This is a genomic window from Aequorivita sp. CIP111184 (assembly GCF_900489465.1).
Taxonomy (GTDB): domain Bacteria; phylum Bacteroidota; class Bacteroidia; order Flavobacteriales; family Flavobacteriaceae; genus Aequorivita.
This window is the reverse complement of the sequence record NZ_UEFQ01000015.1, coordinates 277,321-294,631: the sequence shown is the minus strand read 5'-3', so window position 1 is coordinate 294,631 and position 17,311 is coordinate 277,321. Positions and strand designations below refer to the sequence as shown.

Here is a 17,311-nt window from a genome sequence, read left to right as displayed (position 1 = left end):
ATTAGTCAAATTTAACCAATCCCATTTCCATCTTTTTTAAGGTAATTAATTCTTAATTAAGGGCTTCCTTAATTCGTAGCATAGCTTCCTTTATATCAACTTCAGAAGCTGCATAGGAAATACGAATGCAGTTTGGGTCGCCAAAAGCTTCGCCAGTGACGGTTGCAACTTTGGCTTCTTCTAATAAATAAAGTGAAAAATCTGAAGCGGTGTTGATGTTTTTTCCACGTAGCGTTTTTCCGAAGAAATAGGAAATGTCTGGGAATACATAAAATGCACCTTCGGGTTCATTTGTTTTAAAGCCTTCAATTTCCGAAAGTAAACCTAATATCAACTTTCTTCTTTCTTTAAAGGCATCCACCATAAATTTTATCTTGCTCGGCGAATTTTCCAATGCGGTAATGGTTGCTCTTTGTGCAATACAGTTGGCGCCACTTGTTACTTGTCCTTGCATTTTTGTGCAGGCTTTAGCGATCCATTCTGGTCCACCAATGTAACCAATACGCCAACCCGTCATGGAGAAGGCTTTGGAAACGCCATTTACTACAACGGTTCTGTCATACATGTCATCAAACTCCGCCATTGAAGCATGCGCGCCAATGAAGTTGATGTGTTCGTAAATTTCATCGCTAATAACAATAATGTCTGGATATTTTACCAAGACATCGGCCAGTGCTCGCAACTCTTTTTTGCTATAAACTGAACCACTAGGGTTGCAGGGCGAACTGTAGATAATCATTTTTGTTTTTGGAGTAATTGCTGCCTCTAATGATTCCGCAGTTACTTTAAAATCAGTTTCGATAGAAGTGGCTATTTCCTTTGGAATACCGCCAGCAACCTTACATTGGTCTGCATAGCTTACCCAATATGGGGCAGGTAATAAAACTTCGTCACCTTCATCTAAAAGAACCATCGTTAAGTTTGCCAATGATTGTTTGGCCCCCGTGGAAACTACGATTTGGGAAGGTTTATATGTTAAGTTATTGTCTCTTTTAAATTTAGTGATTATCGCTTTCTTCAAATCGCCATAACCATCTACAGGGGTGTAAGAATGATAGTTGTCTTTGATGGCTTGGATAGCAGATTCTTTTACAAAGTCTGGAATTGGAAAATCTGGTTCTCCAAGACTCAAACCAATAACGTCTATTCCTTGTTCTTTTAATTCTCTTGTTTTGGCAGCCATTGCCAGAGTAGCCGAGGTAGCCATCTCGTTCACTCGTTTTGAAAGTCTTTGATCCATAAGTATTATGCGGGTACGGCAGGCTTAAGCCCCATTTCTTTTAAATGTCTGAAATGTGCTAGAATAGCCCGGCGAGTGGTTTTATATTCTTTATAGGGTAGATTAAATTCTTTTGTTGTGCTTTTTACAATTTTTGAAATATTTTTATAGTGAACATGGCTTATATTCGGAAAAATATGATGCTCTACTTGGTGGTTTAAGCCACCCGTGTACCAGTTCACAATTCTGTTGTTTGTTGAAAAATTCACTGTAGTGAATAACTGGTGAATTGCCCACGTGTTCTTCATAGTTCCACTTTCATCCGGAAGCAATATGTCAGTATCTTCCACAACGTGCGCAAGTTGAAAAACCACGCTCAAAATAAGACCTGCAACATAATGCATGATAAAAAAGCCAATTAAAATTTTCCACCAAACGATGTTGAAAAATAATATTGGTATTAAAATCCAAAGCGATAAATAAATCATTTTTGTAATAACCAAAATACTCCATTGCGTAACGGGTTTCGGTAGTTTTCCGTAAGAAAGTTTACGTTTTAAATATCTTTTAGTCTGAAAAAAATCAGTAGTCAGCACCCAGTTGAATGTTAAAAGGCCATAAAAGAAAAGACTGTAAATGTGCTGAAATTTGTGAAGTTTATGCCATTTTGAATGCTTTGAGAATCGAAGAATTCTTCCAGCTTCCAAATCTTCGTCATGCCCGTGAATATTGGTGTAAGTGTGATGAAGTACATTGTGCTGTACCTGCCAGTTATATACATTTCCAGCGAGAATGTACATACTGCTCCCCATTATTTTGTTTACCCATTTTTTTGAGGAATAGGAGCCGTGATTTGCATCGTGCATTACATTCATCCCAACACCTGCCATACCCACACCCATAACAACAGTGAAAATCAATTGCAGCCAGCCAGGTAAGTCCAGCGTAAGCATTAGGAAGTATGGAGTAAGATAAAGAGAAAACATTATCACGGTTTTAAGGTGAAGTTTCCAGTTTCCTGTACGGGCAATTTCGTTATCTTTAAAATATGCGTTAACGCGCGTATTCAGGGTTCTAAAGAATTTTGCGCGGTCTACTCGGGAAAAATTTAAATTTGTATATGTCAAAATGAATTGTTTAACTGGGGATTTTTATTCTGTAAACCACAAAAATAATCATCTTTTGCTTAAAAGTAAGGTTTCAAAACCATTAATTTATTAAAGATGCTATACTTTTGCAGTTGAAATTAAAATATGGAGCTAATATTAAAATATTTTCCGCAATTAACTGATATTCAGAAAAATCAGTTTGAGCAACTACAATCTCTTTATGAAGATTGGAATTTGAAAATAAACGTAGTTTCCCGAAAGGATATAGATGAGCTTTATCTGCGTCATGTGTTACATTCTTTGGGCATTGCAAAAGTGCAAACTTTTCTTCCAGGTTCTAAAATTTTGGATGTTGGTACTGGGGGTGGTTTTCCGGGTATTCCCTTGGCCATTCTTTACCCTGAAGTGGAGTTTCACCTTGTGGATAGTATCGGAAAAAAAATAAAAGTGGTAGAAGAAGTTGTAGCTGGATTGGAGCTTCAAAACGTAAAAGCTACCAATGCTCGTGTAGAAATTGTTTCTGGGAAATATGATTTTATAGTGAGCCGCGCCGTTGCACAAATGGAAACTTTTGTACATTGGGTGAACGGGAAGGTTGCTAAAAAAAGTATCCACGATCGAAAAAATGGAATCCTTTACTTAAAAGGGGGAGATCTGTCTGAAGAACTTAAGTATTATCCAAAAGCGACAGTATTTCCTATAAATGATTATTTTGAAGAAGATTTCTTTGAGACTAAAAGTGTGGTGCATTTGCCCTTAAAATTTAAAGGCTGATCAAAAGGTCAATGATTTTGGCGGTTTAATAAAAACCATTGCATTGCAAGAATTGTTTTTGCATCCTTGATTTCCATAATTTTTGATAATAAGTCTGAAACAGGGATTTTCACCAATTGGATATCTTCATTTTCATGATCATTTCCGCCACCTTTTTTAATTTTATCTGTTTTTGAAACTTCGGAAAAAAATAAAAAAATACGTTCTGTCGAGCCTCCCGGCGAAGTGTAAAAAACTGTAATTAGTTTTGGTTTTTCAATTTTATAACCCAACTCCTCCATTACTTCTCTATTTACGCAATCTTCGGGTTTTTCATCTTTTTCCAAGGATCCCGCGCCAATTTCTGGCTTTACCTATTCTTCTTCAACGGAAGGAAGTTTTATTGTTTATGCAGAATATTTAATAAATGGTGAAACTTATACAACTGCGCAGAAAAACTTTACAGTTTACATTCCTAAAAGAAATGTGGTGTTAGAAGATTATACAGGTGTATGGTGTGGTTTTTGCCTAAAAGCTCTAGTGGCTATGGATTCTATACAGACATTAACAGATCACGTTTCAGTACTTGCCATTCACGAATCAGGGTCAGTTATTGATCCGATGGATTTTTCTCAAATTGATGATCTTCAAGCTGAATTTGGGGTTCCAGATAGCTTCCCGCAAACACAGTTAAACAGAACTGTTCCATGGAATTCTTCTACTCTTATTTATGATTATGATGCTGTAACAAGTATTGCTGGTTTGGAGACAGATCTTTCTGTGGCTATTAATTCACAAATTACTGGTTCTACATTGTCAGTGGATGCCAAAGTGATTTATAAAAATGGTTCTGAACCAGGCGATAAGTTGGTAGTGTATTTACTGGAGAGTGGTATTGTTTCAGATCAGGCTAATTATTTTACTAACAATCCAAACAGTCCTTATTACGGTGCCGGAGATCCAATTATTGATTTTGTTCACAAGGATGCGTTGCGAAATTCACTTTCGACCCTTTTTGGAGGTAATATTCCCGACACTGAAGCATACAAAGAATATAAAAAGACCTATACCTTTACGGTTCCTTCAGATTACAATGCAGATAACTTAAGTTTTGTTGTTATGGTAGTGAAAGCTGATAATAGTGCAAAAAACTCGCAACACGCCAAGTTGGGTGAAAATAAAACTTTCCAATAGAGCACAATTTTAATAATATAAAAAACCCATCCAGAAATAATTCTGGATGGGTTTTTTATATTATTAAATTCAAGTCTTATCCCAAAAAAGGATATCTGTAATCCGTTGGCGAAACAAAAGTCTCTTTCACCATTCTCGGAGAAATCCATCGATACAAATTCTGCTTACTTCCAGCCTTATCATTTGTGCCACTCGCGCGTGCACCACCAAATGGTTGTTGGCCTACAACTGCTCCAGTAGGCTTATCATTAATGTAGAAATTACCTGCAGCGTTCTCAAGAATTTTTACAGCTTCTTCCAAAGCGTATCTGTCTTCACTGAAAACAGCTCCCGTTAAAGCGTATTCACTGGTTTCATCAACCAAGTGCAATGTTTCTTCCCATTTTTTGTCTTCAAAAACATACACCGTCAAAACTGGGCCAAATAATTCCGTGCACATAGTCGTGTATTTTGGATCTTTTACAACAATCACGGTAGGCTCAATAAAGTAGCCTTTACTTTTGTCGTAATTTCCACCGGCAATTATTTCAGCATTTTCATCTTTTTTCGCTGCATCTATGTATTTCGCTAGTTTGTCAAAAGAGCTCTCGTGTATAACAGCTGTAATAAAATTGCCCATATCTTCAGGAGAACCCATTTTAAAAGATTTAATGTCTGCTACAAGATCTTTTTTCACGTCTTTCCAAATGCTTTCAGAAATATAGCATCGGCTAGCAGCGCTACATTTTTGTCCTTGAAATTCAAAAGCGCCACGAGCCATTGCCGTGGCAACTTGTTTTGGGTTTGAGGTTTTATGCGCAACAATAAAATCTTTTCCGCCGGTTTCACCCACAATACGCGGATAGGTTTTGTAGTTGTGAATATTGGTTCCTACTTTTTGCCAAATATCCTTGAAAACGTGAGTTGAGCCTGTAAAGTGTATTCCACTGAAATCTGGGCTTGCAAGAACAGTATCAGTAATCATAACTGGATCACCCATAACCATATTTATTACTCCCGCAGGCACACCAGCTTCTCTAAATACATCCAAAACTACTTTTGCAGAATATACTTGACTGTCGCTAGGCTTCCAAAGCACTACATTTCCCATTAGTGCAGCACTTGCTGGAAGGTTTCCAGCAATAGCCGTAAAGTTAAAAGGAGTAATAGCATATATAAAGCCCTCTAAAGGACGGTATTCAATTCGGTTCCAAGCAGCTGAGGTAGACTCTGGCTGCTCAGCATATATTTCGGTCATGTACTGAACATTAAAACGCAAGAAGTCTATAAGCTCACATGCTGCATCAATTTCAGCTTGATAAATATTTTTGGATTGCGCAAGCATTGTTGCTGCATTAATCTTGGCTCTATATGGCCCAGCAATCAACTCGGCTGCACGAAGGAAGATTCCTGCGCGCTGCTCCCAAGGCATTGCCGCCCATTTTTTCCGAGCCTCCAAAGATGTAGAAATAGCTTCCTCCACATTTTTTTTGGTAGCTTTATGGTAGGTTCCCAAAACGTGTTTATGGTCGTGGGGGGGAGACATCGTGCTGGTGTCTTTAGTTTTTACCTCTTTACCGTTTATAAATAAAGGTACTTCCACTTTCGTGTTGTACATTTCTTTGTAGGTTTCAAGTACTTCCTTTCGTTCTGGTGAACCAGGCGCGTAACCTTTTATTGGTTCGTTTACGGCGATTGGTACTTCAAAAAATCCATTTCCCATAACTTTTTATTTTTTCTATTTATGAAGATTGCAAAGGTACAAATTTTTTAATGTTCGGCTGGTAGTTTTCAAGGGCAGTATTCATTAACGAAAAACATTTTAGATTATAAAAAATACAATTATTTATTTTTTTATATGAAATGGTTGCCTCATTTTTTTGTAAGTTTCTATTTTGAAATTTTTCATAAATTGTCTCATCTTAAGCCGCTCACTGCATTAAACGCTGAATACTTTTTAAAAAATGTGTACAATAACTTTTGTTCCGAAATCTAATAACGATTTTATTCTTACTTCTAATCGCGATGAAGCTCCTGGCCGTGAAACTTTTCCGCCAGAAATATATGAAGAGGAGGATGTGCAGTTGCTTTACCCTAAAGATGCTGTGGCTGGAGGAACGTGGATTGGTATAAGTGATAAAAAAAGAATTGTATGTTTGATGAATGGTGGATTTGTGGCGCATGAACGAAAATCTTTTTATAGAAAAAGTAGAGGTCTAGTGGTTAAAGATCTTTTGATGGCAGAGAACCTAAAAGATGAAATAGCGCGCTATGATTTTAACGAAATAGAGCCTTTCACAGCAGTTTTGGTTGAATGGAAAACTGAAGTACAATTGTTTGAATTAGTTTGGGACGGAATAAAATATCATTTTTCCGAAGAATCGCTTGCACCCCAAATATGGTCTTCTTCACCATTGTATCCCGAGAATCTAAAGAAAAAGCGCGAACAATGGTTTTCAGCATTTTTGCTTGAAACTGTAAAACCTTCCGAAGAAGAATTGCTTCAATTTCACAAAACGGCTGGTGAAGGCGATTTGTACAGTAATCTTGTTATGGATCGTGGTTTCATAAAAACAAAAAGTATTACTCAAGTTGTGATGAAAAATGAAAATGTAGAAATGCGTTATGAAGATTTACAAACCAGTATAAGCAGTAATTCAGTGTTCAGTACTCAGTAAATTAGTGTTCTGTTTTAAAAGCAATAGTAACTAAAGAATCAATAGCGTTAATAAAATCAATTCATCGAAAAAGGGGCGCTCAAATTAAAAAGCGGAATGGAAACTCTAAATTTTCCTGTGGTAGCAAAATTAACCATATTATAATGGCCTTTCATTGCCCCAAAAGGAGAATATAAAAGGCAACCGCTGGTGTAACTATGTTTTTCACCCGGGAGCAGAATAGGTTTTTGACCAATTACTCCTTCGCCCTCTACAACTTCGGTATTATTTAGCGAATCTTTAATTTTCCAGCAACGAGAAGTTAGCTGAACGGTGTCTTTACTTTGATTTTCAATTGTAATAGTATAGGCAAAGGCATACTGCATTTTACGATTTTTGTAAAACGTGCCGTCAAATTCGGTTTTTACCGAAATCTTAATTCCTTGTGTTACCTGTTGAACCATTTTTTTTAGTAAACTGCTGCGCTTGCTGCTACAAAAATTATTGTCGCAAAAGTCAATCCTATTACAAATACAGTGTTTAAAAATACAAATTTTATTAATGTTAACATCCTGCTTTGATGGTAAAAATTACGCAATGCTTTATAGAAATAGATTGGGCCAATAAAAAGGAACAGGCATCCCACCAAAAATTGTGATCCAATTATAAGGTCTGGTATAATAAAAAGAAGCAATGCCAAGAAGATAAAACTGAAAATATGGAATATGAAAACCATATGTTCCATATAGGTATATTTTTTTCGGGAATAAATAACCCAAAAGAAAAATGCGAAAAAAGGCGTAAAGAAAAAGAGGAAAAATGGTATTTTGGAAATAACATAATTAACAAAAGCGGCAGGGTTCTCTTTAATCTTTTCCACACTGGTATTTTTTGAATATACCCATCGGTTAAAATAAGTATTTCTGTGGTGGAGGCTGTCTAGCGCAACTTCAGCATTTTTGATTTTGTTTTTTTTGTAAAAACTATTGTAAAGTGAAAACCGTTCTGTATAGCTTTCCACAAATGACATTGTGTCCAATTCTTTTTCTGAAATATAACTTAAAGCTTTTTTTGGTTTTTGTTTTTCTACAGAATCGGCAAAACTAATTGCTTCTGTAGTTGTCATTTTAACATTCTGCTCTAAGGAATCCAAGCCAGCGTTACCCATTATTTTGGAGCTTAAGTTTAAATCGTCCTCAATACCTGGATTTATAATATTAATTAAACTATTCAGCAAAAAGTAAATTATAGATACGCTTAAAAAGAAACGGAAGGGGTTTGCATATTTTAATCGTTGCCCCTTGGCGTAATTTCGAGTGATGATTCCGGGCCTGAAAAGAAGATCTTTAAGCGTGTTTCGAAATCGGGAATCAAACACCACAATGCTATTAAGAAATTCTCCGAAAAAGTCTTTTGCAGAAAGCTGCTTATTGCTGTTAAGTTGGGAACAATAGGGGCAATAAATATCACTTATATCAAGTGGTTGTTCACAGTTTAGACATTTTGTTCCGCGATATTGCAGCGATTTTCTACTGTTGGAATTTTCGTCTTTTTTGCGTTTCATGGCCTCTGAAAAAAAGAAACTGTTATGGCGATTGATAGTTTAGAAAAATCAATTGTTATTGATAGTGGTAGAGTTTGCATATCCCGTGCCGATGATTCTATCATACCTCGCGCCTAAATCGCGGAAATAAACAATAACGGTATAATCGTTTTCAGTTTGCCAAAAATCGCCGCTTACGGCCCCTTCGTCTATACTGCCGTCACGATTTACAACAACGTATTTATAGTTGTAATACCCTTGTTTAAAAAGGCGGTCGTTTCTGTAACTATCACTTTTCGGGTCATATTTCATATAGGTGCTGCCGTCTATGGTCCAGTTGTTGAAATTGCCATATAGATGCAGTTCTTTGTCGCCTAGATCGTCATAATATTGCAGGTTAAAGTGCAGACGTACGTATTCTGCTTCAATATCTTGGTTTTGGGCATCAACATTACGAACCACAAAATTTCCATTTATATCCGGATTGTAGGTATAAGGCCGATTATATCTTGGAATATCTGTGTAGAGGTAATTTTCGTACACATCGGAAACCTCTATGGAACGCACACCATTTGAAGCGGAGCGCTCATCTTTATTATCGAATGCTAAAAACTCATTACCGCCGCCAAAAGATGCTTCTTTGTCGTATCTATAAATAAGTTCATTCCCAATAGTGTATTGTGGCACTAAATCTCTAATAGCGGTGTTAAGATTGCTATTTTGAAGCACAAGTGTTTTAACGGTCTGTTTTGGATTTATCAATAAAAGATTAGGCGAATTGATGGTAAATTGAACAACTTGTTTCTCGTTGATAATTCTAAGGTCACGAGCGCGTTTTATTTCTACCGCAACATTGGCAATGTTTTCAATAACCATAAATTTTCTTGTGAAAATAAGTTCGTTATCGCTATTAAAAATACTAATTAAATAATTTCCGCTTTTTTCGATTGCCCTTGTCTCACGGTTTGGAATGGTGAGTTCATAATGCGAAAATATTTGAAGGGTATTTAATGAATTTTGGTAGGTTTCTATACGCACATCGTCAAAACCGTCTAAGTATTCGCTTTTGGAAAGATCACTGGGAGACCAATCAAAATTGTGGTGGGTGATGGTGTAATAATAATCTTCTTCTTCACCGTTAAGGGCGTCAAATGATAAATTTACTCTTTCGCCAAGCCGTATAATTGGCAGTTGGCTGAGGTCTGTAGCACCCCGGAATTGTACAGTACTAATATATGAAGGTTCTACTTTTTCTACAATTTGGGAAAATGTAGGGAAGACAGTAAGCAACAGAAGAAGGGTGATGGAATGTGTTTTTAACATAATACTGGTTTAAAAAGCTAAGATAAACAAATTTTGTGCCCATTGATGGCAATGTTCTTTCTGCAACTAAATAAACTAAGACTAATTTTAATTTTTTCCAGTTCGTAAGTTTTCTCTTTCATTTCTCAAATGTCTTCCCTAATATAAAGTTTTGAATTTTTGGATTCAATATTTATTGATGTGTATATATTACTTTAAAATAAATTTCGATGTAATAGTTTTTAAGTGGTCTTAGCTATAGGTTTAAATTTTAATAGTTGCCCCCATTATTTTTAAAAATTCTCTAATAAAACTTGGGTGTGCTGGCCAAGCAGGAGATGTAACAAGGTTACCATCTACATAGGCTTCGTCTGCTGGTATTGATTGAAATTCTCCTCCTGCTAATGTTACTTCTGGACCCACAGCTGGATAGGCTGTTAATTTCCTTCCTTTTACAACATTGGCGGCAGTTAAAATTTGAATGCCATGGCAGATTGCTGCAACTGGTTTATTGGTGGTAAAAAAATGTTTTACAAGCTCAATTACTTTTTCATTCAACCTTAAATATTCTGGAGCTCTGCCTCCGGCAATTACTAAGCCCTCATAGTCTTCCATAACTACTTTGGCAAAACTGTAATTTAAGGTGAAATTATGGCCTGGCTTTTCGGAATAGGTCTGGTCGCCTTCAAAATCATGAATTGCTGTTTTAATGGTATCTCCCTTTTTTTTGTCGGGGCATACGGCGTGTACTTCATAACCAACCATCTCGAGCATTTGAAATGGTACCATTGTTTCATAATCTTCGGTGTAATCTCCAGTTAGGAATAATATTTTTTTCATTTTTTGCTCAGATTTTTATTGTTTTGTAATGTGTGAATCTTTGTTTTAAGTTTGTTCTAATTTTAAAAAATTCGTTGATCTGCAGTGTGTCTTTGGTTAATCCCCTCTAATTTTTGTATTGAATTTTTAGTGAAAAGTCAAAAATGTTCTGCTGTTTCCAGAAACTGAAATTGAGAATACGCATTTTGACTCAATTCGTTAATGTACTGTAAATAAATACTGAAGCATCTAATTTAGTAAATAAAAACTGAATAGAAAATCTGAAAGATATTGGTGTGATCCATTCGAATATTTCTCGAAGTTTTCACCAAAAAAAATGACTGTAAATTCCCGTGATATTTCCCTATTAATTTGAATGGTTCTTATTTTAAGAAAGACAATTCTTTAAAATTGCTTTTGCTTGGTAAATCTATTTATTAATGTTATAAACATTTTAAAATAGCAACCCACTCCTTTTTAACACAGAAAATTATACCCTTTTATTGTGCAATGGTATATTTAATTTATAAATTTGCACGCCCTTATTCCCCGCACTTTTGTTTTGATGGGTATAAGGGTATTAAAAAGGCATTATTAATATCCATATTTATGTCCAAAGACATTAAGATTAAAAAAGGTCTTACCATTAAGTTAAAAGGTGAAGCTGAAAAAACACTTTCCAGCTCTCCGCGATCTAGAACCTTCGCAATAAGACCTTCCGACTTTCATCTTATAACCCCTAAAATGGTGGTTCGCGAAGATGGAAAAGTTCAAGCGGGTGATACCATTTTCTATTCAAAGAGCAACGAACTTATAAAGTTCGTTTCGCCAGTTAGCGGTACGCTTACAAAAATTGAACGTGGTGCGAAACGAGTTATTAAAGAAATCATTATAGAAGCAGACCCACAGGACTCTTTTAAAGATTTTGGTATTTTAAGTCCAGATTCTTCAAGTGCTGAGGTCATTAAAGCCCGTTTGCTTGAGTCTGGTTGCTGGCCGTTTATTCTTCAACGCCCATATGCTGTGATTGCTGATACGGATCAAGAGCCAAGAGATATCTTTATTTCTGGACTCAACACGGCTCCACTGGCAAACGATTTGGATTTTTCTCTAAAAGGAAAAGAAAAGGAACTTCAGGCTGCCCTAACCGCTTTAAGTAAACTTACCAATGGGCAAGTACACGTTGGGGTTGGCAAAGATGGAAACTCACCATTTAAAGGTTTAAAAGATATTTCCCTTCATACTATTTCTGGACCTCATCCAGCTGGAAATGTTGGAACACAAATAAACAAAATAAGCCCCGTTAATAAAAACGAGATTGTTTGGACAATTGCCGCGCAGGATCTTGTAATTATTGGTGAATTGTTTCTTACTGGAAAGTTTAACTCAGAAAGAATCATTGCACTTGCAGGTTCTGAGGTAAAGGCTCCAAAATATTATAAAACCAGAATCGGATCAGAGGTTTCAACCTTTTTGTATGACTCAGGGATGAAGGAAGAAAACGTTCGCGTTATTAGCGGAGATGTGCTTACTGGAAATAAAATTTCTCCTAAAGGGAATCTGGGTTTTTACAGCAATACCGTAACTGTAATTCCGGAAGGTGATGATTACGAACTTTTTGGATGGAACAAGCCAGTTTTTGATAAGATTTCAACTTCAAGAGCGCTTACTTTTTCTTGGTTAACACCGAATAAAAAATACGATCTTGACACCAATACCAACGGAGAGCACCGTGCTTTTGTTGTAACCGGCAATTACGAAGAAGTTTTCCCACTTGATATATACCCAATGCAAATTCTAAAGGCATGTATGGTTAAAGATCTTGATGCTATGGAAGCTTTAGGAATGTACGAGGTGGCACCAGAAGATTTCTCGCTTACCGAATTTGTTTGCGTGAGCAAGCAACCACATCAACAAATCATCAGGAACGGTCTTGATTTAATGTATAAAGAAATAGGATAATCGCTATGGGATTGAAACAGAATTTACATAAGCTAAAGGAAAAGTACAAGGGCACCAAAATGGCTCCTGCGTTCAATGCACTGCACACCTTTTTGTATACGCCAAATGAAACAACGCATTCTGGTTCGCACGTGCGTTCCGCAGACGATTTGAAGCGTACTATGAATACCGTGATTATGGCGCTTATTCCGTGTTTAATTTTTGGAATATTCAATGCCGGCTATCAGCACTATGCAGCTATAGATAACACATTGCGATTGGACCCATTAGGCAATTTCTTCACTTGGGATAATTTTATTTTGGGTGCTTGGACCGTTTTGCCACTGGTAATCGTATCCTATGGAGTAGGTCTTGGTGTTGAATTTATTTTCGCCATCATTAAAAAACACGAAGTAGAAGAAGGGTATTTGGTAACGGGAATGCTCGTGCCGCTTATTGTTCCAATTGATATTCCTCTTTGGATGCTTGCCGTTGCGGTAATATTCGGAGTAATCATTGGAAAAGAAGTTTTTGGAGGCACAGGAATGAATATTCTGAACCCCGCTTTAACTATCCGTGCCTTTTTGTTCTTCGCCTATCCAACGTGGATGAGTGGTGATAAAGTATGGGTGCATGGAGCACAAGCCATGGCTGGTCAGCCAGATGCAATTTCTGGAGAAACTATTTTAGGAACTTTAGCCGCAAATACCCACCCCGCTTATAGTCTTTGGGATATGTTCTGGGGCTTTATACCAGGTTCTGTGGGAGAAACTTCTACATTCCTTATTATTATTGGCGGCCTCTTCTTGATTTTTACAAAAATTGGAAGCTGGCGTATTATGCTTTCCGCCGTTGTAGGAGCACTTGTTATGGGCTTGATATTTAACGGTGTTGTTGATCAAGGCTGGATAGAGGATGGCAGCAAATTTTATGGATTAATGAGCGAACCGTTTTGGCATCACTTAATAATAGGAAGTGCTGCTTTTGCAATTGTCTATATGGCAACAGACCCAGTTACTGCATCACAAACCAACAAAGGAAAATGGATTTATGGTTTCTTAATTGGTTTCATGGGTATAATGATACGTGTTTTTAACCCGGCATATCCGGAAGGGTTTATGCTTTCAATATTATTGTTGAATGTATTTGCACCAACGATAGATCACTATGTGATTCAAGGAAACATTAAGAAGAGAATGAAACGAATAAAAGTTAAAACAGCGTAGTAATGGCAAGATTTACTGATAAAAATTCATATACAATACTGTTTTCAGTAATAATGGTATTGGTTGTTGGAAGCCTTTTAGCTGGTATTGCACAAGGCCTACGCGGAAAAATTTCTGAAAATGAGCGTTTTGAAAAACAACAGAACATTCTGTATGCAATGGGTGTTGATGATAATGAAGGAACAGGTAGTGTAACTTTTATTCCTACCAATGAAGTTGAAGCTACTTTTCATAAATACATAAAAAAACAATTGGTTATTCAGGGCGATGAAGTAAGTGAAAACGAAAATGCTTATCTAATAGATATTAAAAAGGAAGAATCACACGCCAAAGAAGATTCAAATTATAAAAGAAAGCTTCCTTTATTTATTGGAGAAAAAGATGGCAAAACTTATTACATAATGCCAATGCGTGGAAAGGGACTCTGGGATGCTATTTGGGGATTTGTTTCCCTTGATAAAGATTTTGTAGTTGAAGGAGTATTTTTTGATCACAAAGGTGAAACTCCCGGACTTGGCGCAAATATTAAGGAACGATTCTTTATGGACGACTTTAAAGGCGAACAAATTATGAATGGCGATGCCTTTGAAGGTATTACCGTAGCAAAAGGAAATAACGATCCGTTGAACGACCGTAAAGACGACCAAAAAGTAGATGCCCTCGCCGGCGCTACTATAACAGGAAATGGTGTAACTGCAATGATCAAAAAAGATGTTGCGCAGTATATACCTTATTTAGAAAAATTAAAAGGAGCTGAAAAGAATGAAATAATGGAGGCAGCTCCAGTTTCTGATACTATTCAGTAAAAAAATATAGTTGTTTTTATAACGAACAAAATTTAAAAAAAAATGGCTTTACTCTCAAAAAAAGATAGCAGGTTAATTTTAGACCCTTTAGCAGATAATAATCCTATTACAATTCAGGTATTGGGTATTTGTTCTGCATTGGCAATTACAGCACAATTGAAAGCTTCAATAGTAATGGCACTTTCAGTAATGGTTGTTTTGGCTGTTGGAAACGTGGTTATTTCGCTTTTGCGAAATGTTATTCCTGGAAAAATCCGAATCATCGCACAGCTTATTATAGTTGCGGCATTGGTAATTATTGTAGACCAAGTGCTAAAGGCTTTTGCTTATGAATTGAGTAAGCAACTTTCAGTTTTCATCGGTTTGATTATTACAAACTGTATTATTATGGGGCGTTTTGAAGCCTTCGCATTGGCTAATAAACCTTGGCGTTCTTTCCTTGATGGAATAGGAAACGCAGCAGGTTACGGACTTATCTTGATAATAGTTGGTTTTTTTCGAGAGCTTTTGGGCTCTGGAACGCTTTTGGGCTTCAAAGTTTTGGGAGATCCAATAGCAAAAACCGGACTTTATGCATTGGGCTATGAAAATAACGGATTTATGTTGCTTTCCCCAATGGCATTGATAGTAATAGGAATTATTATCTGGGTGCAACGCTCAAGGAATAAAGAACTTATAGAAGAAAATTAAGATGGAACACATAGAGTTATTTTTTAAATCGATCTTTATAGACAACATGATATTTGCAACTTTCCTTGGAATGTGCTCTTATCTTGCTGTTTCCAAAAAAGTTTCAACCGCTGTGGGCCTTGGAGCCGCTGTAATATTTGTACTTGCAGTTACAGTGCCTATTAACTGGTTGCTGGATCAATATCTTTTAAAAGATGGAGCATTGGTTTGGCTTGGCGAAGAATATGCCGATTATAATTTAGGTTTTCTTTCCTTTATACTTTTTATTGCTACCATCGCAACAATGGTGCAATTAGTAGAAATTGTAGTTGAAAAGTTTTCACCCTCACTTTATAATTCTCTTGGTATATTTTTGCCACTTATAGCTGTAAACTGTGCTATTTTAGGAGGATCTTTGTTTATGCAATCTAGAGATATTCCAACATTGGGATTGGCATTGAATTATGGTATAAGTTCAGGAATTGGATGGTTTTTAGCAATTTTGGCAATTGCTGCCATTCGTGAAAAGATTAGATATTCTAATGTTCCAGCACCTTTACGTGGATTGGGAATTACTTTTATAATTACCGGTTTAATGGCTATTGGATTTATGAGTTTTGGTGGAATGTTGACAGGTGGTGACGAAAAGAAACCATCTTTAGATTCAGATCCAACTAATATTGGGGTAAAAGAAGAACAAGTTCAAAAAGAAAATACAAAAGAAACTGCTGCTGCGGTTTCAGTGTCAGAAGTTTCAACACTAACGAAGCAATAATATGTTTTTAGAAATAAGCACCCTCGGAGTTATAACAGTAACGGTAATCGCCCTTTTGGTTTTGACCTTATTACTGGTTGCCTTATTGTTGTTTACAAAAGAGAAATTAGCCCCATCAGGCCCAGTAAAAATTACAATAAATGATGAAAAAGTAATTGAGGTTCCTTCGGGTGGCTCTTTGCTTTCTACACTGAGTGCCGAAAAAATATTTTTACCATCTGCCTGTGGTGGTGGAACCTGTATTCAATGCGAATGCCACGTTTTGTCAGGTGGAGGTGAAGCTTTGCCTACAGAAACACCACACTTTACGCGTAAAGAATTAAAAGAGGGCGCTCGTCTTTCCTGTCAGGTAAAAGTGAAGCAGGACATGAATATTCATATTCCTGAAGAAGTTTTCGGTATTAAGAAATGGGATGCTACCGTTGTTCGAAATTATAACGTTGCTTCTTTTATTAAAGAATTTGTAGTTGAAATCCCTGAGGATATGAACTACAAAGCTGGAGGTTATATTCAGATTGAAATTCCGCCTTGCGAAGTAAAGTTTGAGGATATGGATATTACTGCTCACCCAGAAGAGCACGAAAGACCAGACAAATTTCAAGATGAGTGGGATAAGTTCAAACTATGGCCATTGGTGATGAAAAACAACGAAACCGTTGAAAGAGCATATTCTATGGCTTCATATCCTGCAGAAGGACGTGAAATTATGTTGAATGTTCGTATAGCAACACCGCCATTTGATCGTGCAAAAGGTGGGTGGATGGATGTAAACCCAGGAATTGCTTCCTCTTACATATTCAACTGTAAAAAAGGCGATAAAGTTGTTATTTCTGGTCCTTACGGTGAATTTTTTATCAATCCTTCCGATTCAGAAATGCTGTATGTTGGTGGTGGAGCTGGAATGGCTCCAATGCGCTCGCATCTTTACCATCTTTTCAAAACCCTTAAAACTGGTAGAAAAGTAACATATTGGTATGGAGGTCGTTCTAAACGCGAACTTTTCTATTTGGACCATTTCAAGCAATTGGAAAATGAATTCCCTAATTTCAAATTCTATTTGGCCTTAAGTGAGCCCGCGGAAGAAGATAACTGGAAAGTGAAAAAAGACATTCATGATGAATCTGGTGATGGTTTTGTGGGCTTTATTCACCAAGTGGTAATTGACAACTATTTAAACCACCACGATACCCCAGAAGATATTGAACTGTATTTCTGCGGACCACCTTTGATGAACCAAGCTGTTCAAAAGATGGGTGAAGATTTTGGAATTCCAGACGAGAATATTCGTTTTGATGATTTTGGAGGATAATTAAGTATTC

The 17,311-nt window shown here is 36.6% G+C and carries 17 protein-coding genes; 9 read left to right on the top strand and 8 right to left on the bottom strand.

Annotation, left to right across the window (positions count from 1 at the left end):
• Positions 1 to 52 precede the first annotated feature (52 nt).
• Together AEQU1_RS05790 and AEQU1_RS05785 are read right to left on the bottom strand one after the other, a co-directional pair.
• Positions 53 to 1,240 carry a pyridoxal phosphate-dependent aminotransferase gene (locus tag AEQU1_RS05790; RefSeq protein WP_111879529.1) on the bottom strand — a complete coding sequence of 396 codons (1,188 nt, stop codon included), beginning with the start codon at positions 1,238 to 1,240 and terminating at the stop codon, positions 53 to 55.
• A gap of 5 nt (positions 1,241 to 1,245) precedes the next feature.
• The gene (locus tag AEQU1_RS05785; RefSeq protein WP_111879527.1) at positions 1,246 to 2,346 is read right to left on the bottom strand and encodes an acyl-CoA desaturase; all 1,101 of its coding nucleotides are present in this window, start codon (positions 2,344 to 2,346) and stop codon (positions 1,246 to 1,248) included.
• 126 nt (positions 2,347 to 2,472) lie between these two features.
• On the opposite strand from AEQU1_RS05785, the gene rsmG reads away from it, so the two are divergent.
• Positions 2,473 to 3,102: a 16S rRNA (guanine(527)-N(7))-methyltransferase RsmG gene (gene rsmG, locus AEQU1_RS05780; RefSeq protein ID WP_111879525.1), complete on the top strand. Its 630-nt coding sequence runs from the start codon at positions 2,473 to 2,475 to the stop codon at positions 3,100 to 3,102.
• An 8-nt stretch (positions 3,103 to 3,110) separates the two neighbouring features.
• On the opposite strand, the gene AEQU1_RS05775 is transcribed toward rsmG, so the two are convergent.
• A complete protein-coding gene (locus AEQU1_RS05775; protein WP_111879523.1) occupies positions 3,111 to 3,443 on the bottom strand; it encodes an NUDIX domain-containing protein in 333 nt (110 codons plus the stop codon).
• A 184-nt stretch (positions 3,444 to 3,627) separates the two neighbouring features.
• Here AEQU1_RS05775 and AEQU1_RS05770 point away from each other — a divergent pair, with 184 nt between their 5' ends.
• Entirely contained in the window at positions 3,628 to 4,275 is a 648-nt protein-coding gene (locus AEQU1_RS05770) for an Omp28-related outer membrane protein (RefSeq protein WP_111879515.1), read from the top strand.
• Positions 4,276 to 4,351: 76 nt separating this feature from the next.
• Here AEQU1_RS05770 and pruA read toward each other — a convergent pair whose 3' ends face one another.
• The gene (gene pruA, locus AEQU1_RS05765; RefSeq protein ID WP_111879514.1) at positions 4,352 to 5,977 is read right to left on the bottom strand and encodes an L-glutamate gamma-semialdehyde dehydrogenase; all 1,626 of its coding nucleotides are present in this window, start codon (positions 5,975 to 5,977) and stop codon (positions 4,352 to 4,354) included.
• Positions 5,978 to 6,218: 241 nt separating this feature from the next.
• Here pruA and AEQU1_RS05760 point away from each other — a divergent pair, with 241 nt between their 5' ends.
• The gene (locus tag AEQU1_RS05760; RefSeq protein WP_111879512.1) at positions 6,219 to 6,932 is read left to right on the top strand and encodes an NRDE family protein; all 714 of its coding nucleotides are present in this window, start codon (positions 6,219 to 6,221) and stop codon (positions 6,930 to 6,932) included.
• A 56-nt stretch (positions 6,933 to 6,988) separates the two neighbouring features.
• On the opposite strand, the gene apaG is transcribed toward AEQU1_RS05760, so the two are convergent.
• The 4 genes from apaG to AEQU1_RS05740 all read right to left on the bottom strand — a co-directional run bounded on the left by apaG (position 6,989) and on the right by AEQU1_RS05740 (position 10,596).
• Entirely contained in the window at positions 6,989 to 7,375 is a 387-nt protein-coding gene (apaG, locus tag AEQU1_RS05755) for a Co2+/Mg2+ efflux protein ApaG (RefSeq protein WP_111879510.1), read from the bottom strand.
• A 5-nt stretch (positions 7,376 to 7,380) separates the two neighbouring features.
• The gene (locus AEQU1_RS05750) at positions 7,381 to 8,475 is read right to left on the bottom strand and encodes a DUF3667 domain-containing protein (protein WP_111879508.1); all 1,095 of its coding nucleotides are present in this window, start codon (positions 8,473 to 8,475) and stop codon (positions 7,381 to 7,383) included.
• 48 nt (positions 8,476 to 8,523) lie between these two features.
• Entirely contained in the window at positions 8,524 to 9,777 is a 1,254-nt protein-coding gene (locus AEQU1_RS05745; protein WP_111879506.1) for a DUF5103 domain-containing protein, read from the bottom strand.
• A 243-nt stretch (positions 9,778 to 10,020) separates the two neighbouring features.
• On the bottom strand, positions 10,021 to 10,596 hold the full coding sequence (locus AEQU1_RS05740) for a DJ-1/PfpI family protein (protein WP_111879504.1): 576 nt from the start codon (positions 10,594 to 10,596) through the stop codon (positions 10,021 to 10,023).
• A 588-nt stretch (positions 10,597 to 11,184) separates the two neighbouring features.
• On the opposite strand from AEQU1_RS05740, the gene AEQU1_RS05735 reads away from it, so the two are divergent.
• The 6 genes from AEQU1_RS05735 to nqrF are packed head-to-tail and all read left to right on the top strand — an operon-like array spanning position 11,185 to position 17,301.
• The gene (locus AEQU1_RS05735; RefSeq protein ID WP_111879570.1) at positions 11,185 to 12,537 is read left to right on the top strand and encodes a Na(+)-translocating NADH-quinone reductase subunit A; all 1,353 of its coding nucleotides are present in this window, start codon (positions 11,185 to 11,187) and stop codon (positions 12,535 to 12,537) included.
• 5 nt (positions 12,538 to 12,542) lie between these two features.
• Positions 12,543 to 13,742, top strand: a complete 1,200-nt coding sequence (locus AEQU1_RS05730) for an NADH:ubiquinone reductase (Na(+)-transporting) subunit B (protein ID WP_111879503.1) — start codon at positions 12,543 to 12,545, stop codon at positions 13,740 to 13,742.
• 2 nt (positions 13,743 to 13,744) lie between these two features.
• The gene (locus AEQU1_RS05725; RefSeq protein ID WP_111879501.1) at positions 13,745 to 14,548 is read left to right on the top strand and encodes a Na(+)-translocating NADH-quinone reductase subunit C; all 804 of its coding nucleotides are present in this window, start codon (positions 13,745 to 13,747) and stop codon (positions 14,546 to 14,548) included.
• A gap of 42 nt (positions 14,549 to 14,590) precedes the next feature.
• On the top strand, positions 14,591 to 15,238 hold the full coding sequence (locus AEQU1_RS05720) for an NADH:ubiquinone reductase (Na(+)-transporting) subunit D (protein WP_111879499.1): 648 nt from the start codon (positions 14,591 to 14,593) through the stop codon (positions 15,236 to 15,238).
• A gap of 1 nt (position 15,239) precedes the next feature.
• On the top strand, positions 15,240 to 15,992 hold the full coding sequence (gene nqrE, locus AEQU1_RS05715) for an NADH:ubiquinone reductase (Na(+)-transporting) subunit E (protein WP_111879498.1): 753 nt from the start codon (positions 15,240 to 15,242) through the stop codon (positions 15,990 to 15,992).
• Position 15,993: 1 nt separating this feature from the next.
• Positions 15,994 to 17,301: an NADH:ubiquinone reductase (Na(+)-transporting) subunit F gene (gene nqrF, locus AEQU1_RS05710; RefSeq protein ID WP_111879496.1), complete on the top strand. Its 1,308-nt coding sequence runs from the start codon at positions 15,994 to 15,996 to the stop codon at positions 17,299 to 17,301.
• The last annotated feature ends 10 nt before the right edge of the window (positions 17,302 to 17,311 follow it).

What these genes read in the sequence shown, in the direction of transcription:
- AEQU1_RS05790 (WP_111879529.1), bottom strand. Translation starts at nt 1,240, where the DNA reads ATGGATCAAAGACTTTCAAAACGAGTGAACGAGATGGCTACCTCGGCT.
- rsmG (WP_111879525.1), top strand. Translation starts at nt 2,473, where the DNA reads ATGGAGCTAATATTAAAATATTTTCCGCAATTAACTGATATTCAGAAA.
- AEQU1_RS05770 (WP_111879515.1), top strand. Translation starts at nt 3,628, where the DNA reads ATGGATTCTATACAGACATTAACAGATCACGTTTCAGTACTTGCCATT.
- pruA (WP_111879514.1), bottom strand. Translation starts at nt 5,977, where the DNA reads ATGGGAAATGGATTTTTTGAAGTACCAATCGCCGTAAACGAACCAATA.
- AEQU1_RS05760 (WP_111879512.1), top strand. Translation starts at nt 6,219, where the DNA reads ATGTGTACAATAACTTTTGTTCCGAAATCTAATAACGATTTTATTCTT.
- apaG (WP_111879510.1), bottom strand. Translation starts at nt 7,375, where the DNA reads ATGGTTCAACAGGTAACACAAGGAATTAAGATTTCGGTAAAAACCGAA.
- AEQU1_RS05750 (WP_111879508.1), bottom strand. Translation starts at nt 8,475, where the DNA reads ATGAAACGCAAAAAAGACGAAAATTCCAACAGTAGAAAATCGCTGCAA.
- AEQU1_RS05745 (WP_111879506.1), bottom strand. Translation starts at nt 9,777, where the DNA reads ATGTTAAAAACACATTCCATCACCCTTCTTCTGTTGCTTACTGTCTTC.
- AEQU1_RS05740 (WP_111879504.1), bottom strand. Translation starts at nt 10,596, where the DNA reads ATGAAAAAAATATTATTCCTAACTGGAGATTACACCGAAGATTATGAA.
- AEQU1_RS05735 (WP_111879570.1), top strand. Translation starts at nt 11,185, where the DNA reads ATGTCCAAAGACATTAAGATTAAAAAAGGTCTTACCATTAAGTTAAAA.
- AEQU1_RS05730 (WP_111879503.1), top strand. Translation starts at nt 12,543, where the DNA reads ATGGGATTGAAACAGAATTTACATAAGCTAAAGGAAAAGTACAAGGGC.
- AEQU1_RS05725 (WP_111879501.1), top strand. Translation starts at nt 13,745, where the DNA reads ATGGCAAGATTTACTGATAAAAATTCATATACAATACTGTTTTCAGTA.
- AEQU1_RS05720 (WP_111879499.1), top strand. Translation starts at nt 14,591, where the DNA reads ATGGCTTTACTCTCAAAAAAAGATAGCAGGTTAATTTTAGACCCTTTA.
- nqrE (WP_111879498.1), top strand. Translation starts at nt 15,240, where the DNA reads ATGGAACACATAGAGTTATTTTTTAAATCGATCTTTATAGACAACATG.
- nqrF (WP_111879496.1), top strand. Translation starts at nt 15,994, where the DNA reads ATGTTTTTAGAAATAAGCACCCTCGGAGTTATAACAGTAACGGTAATC.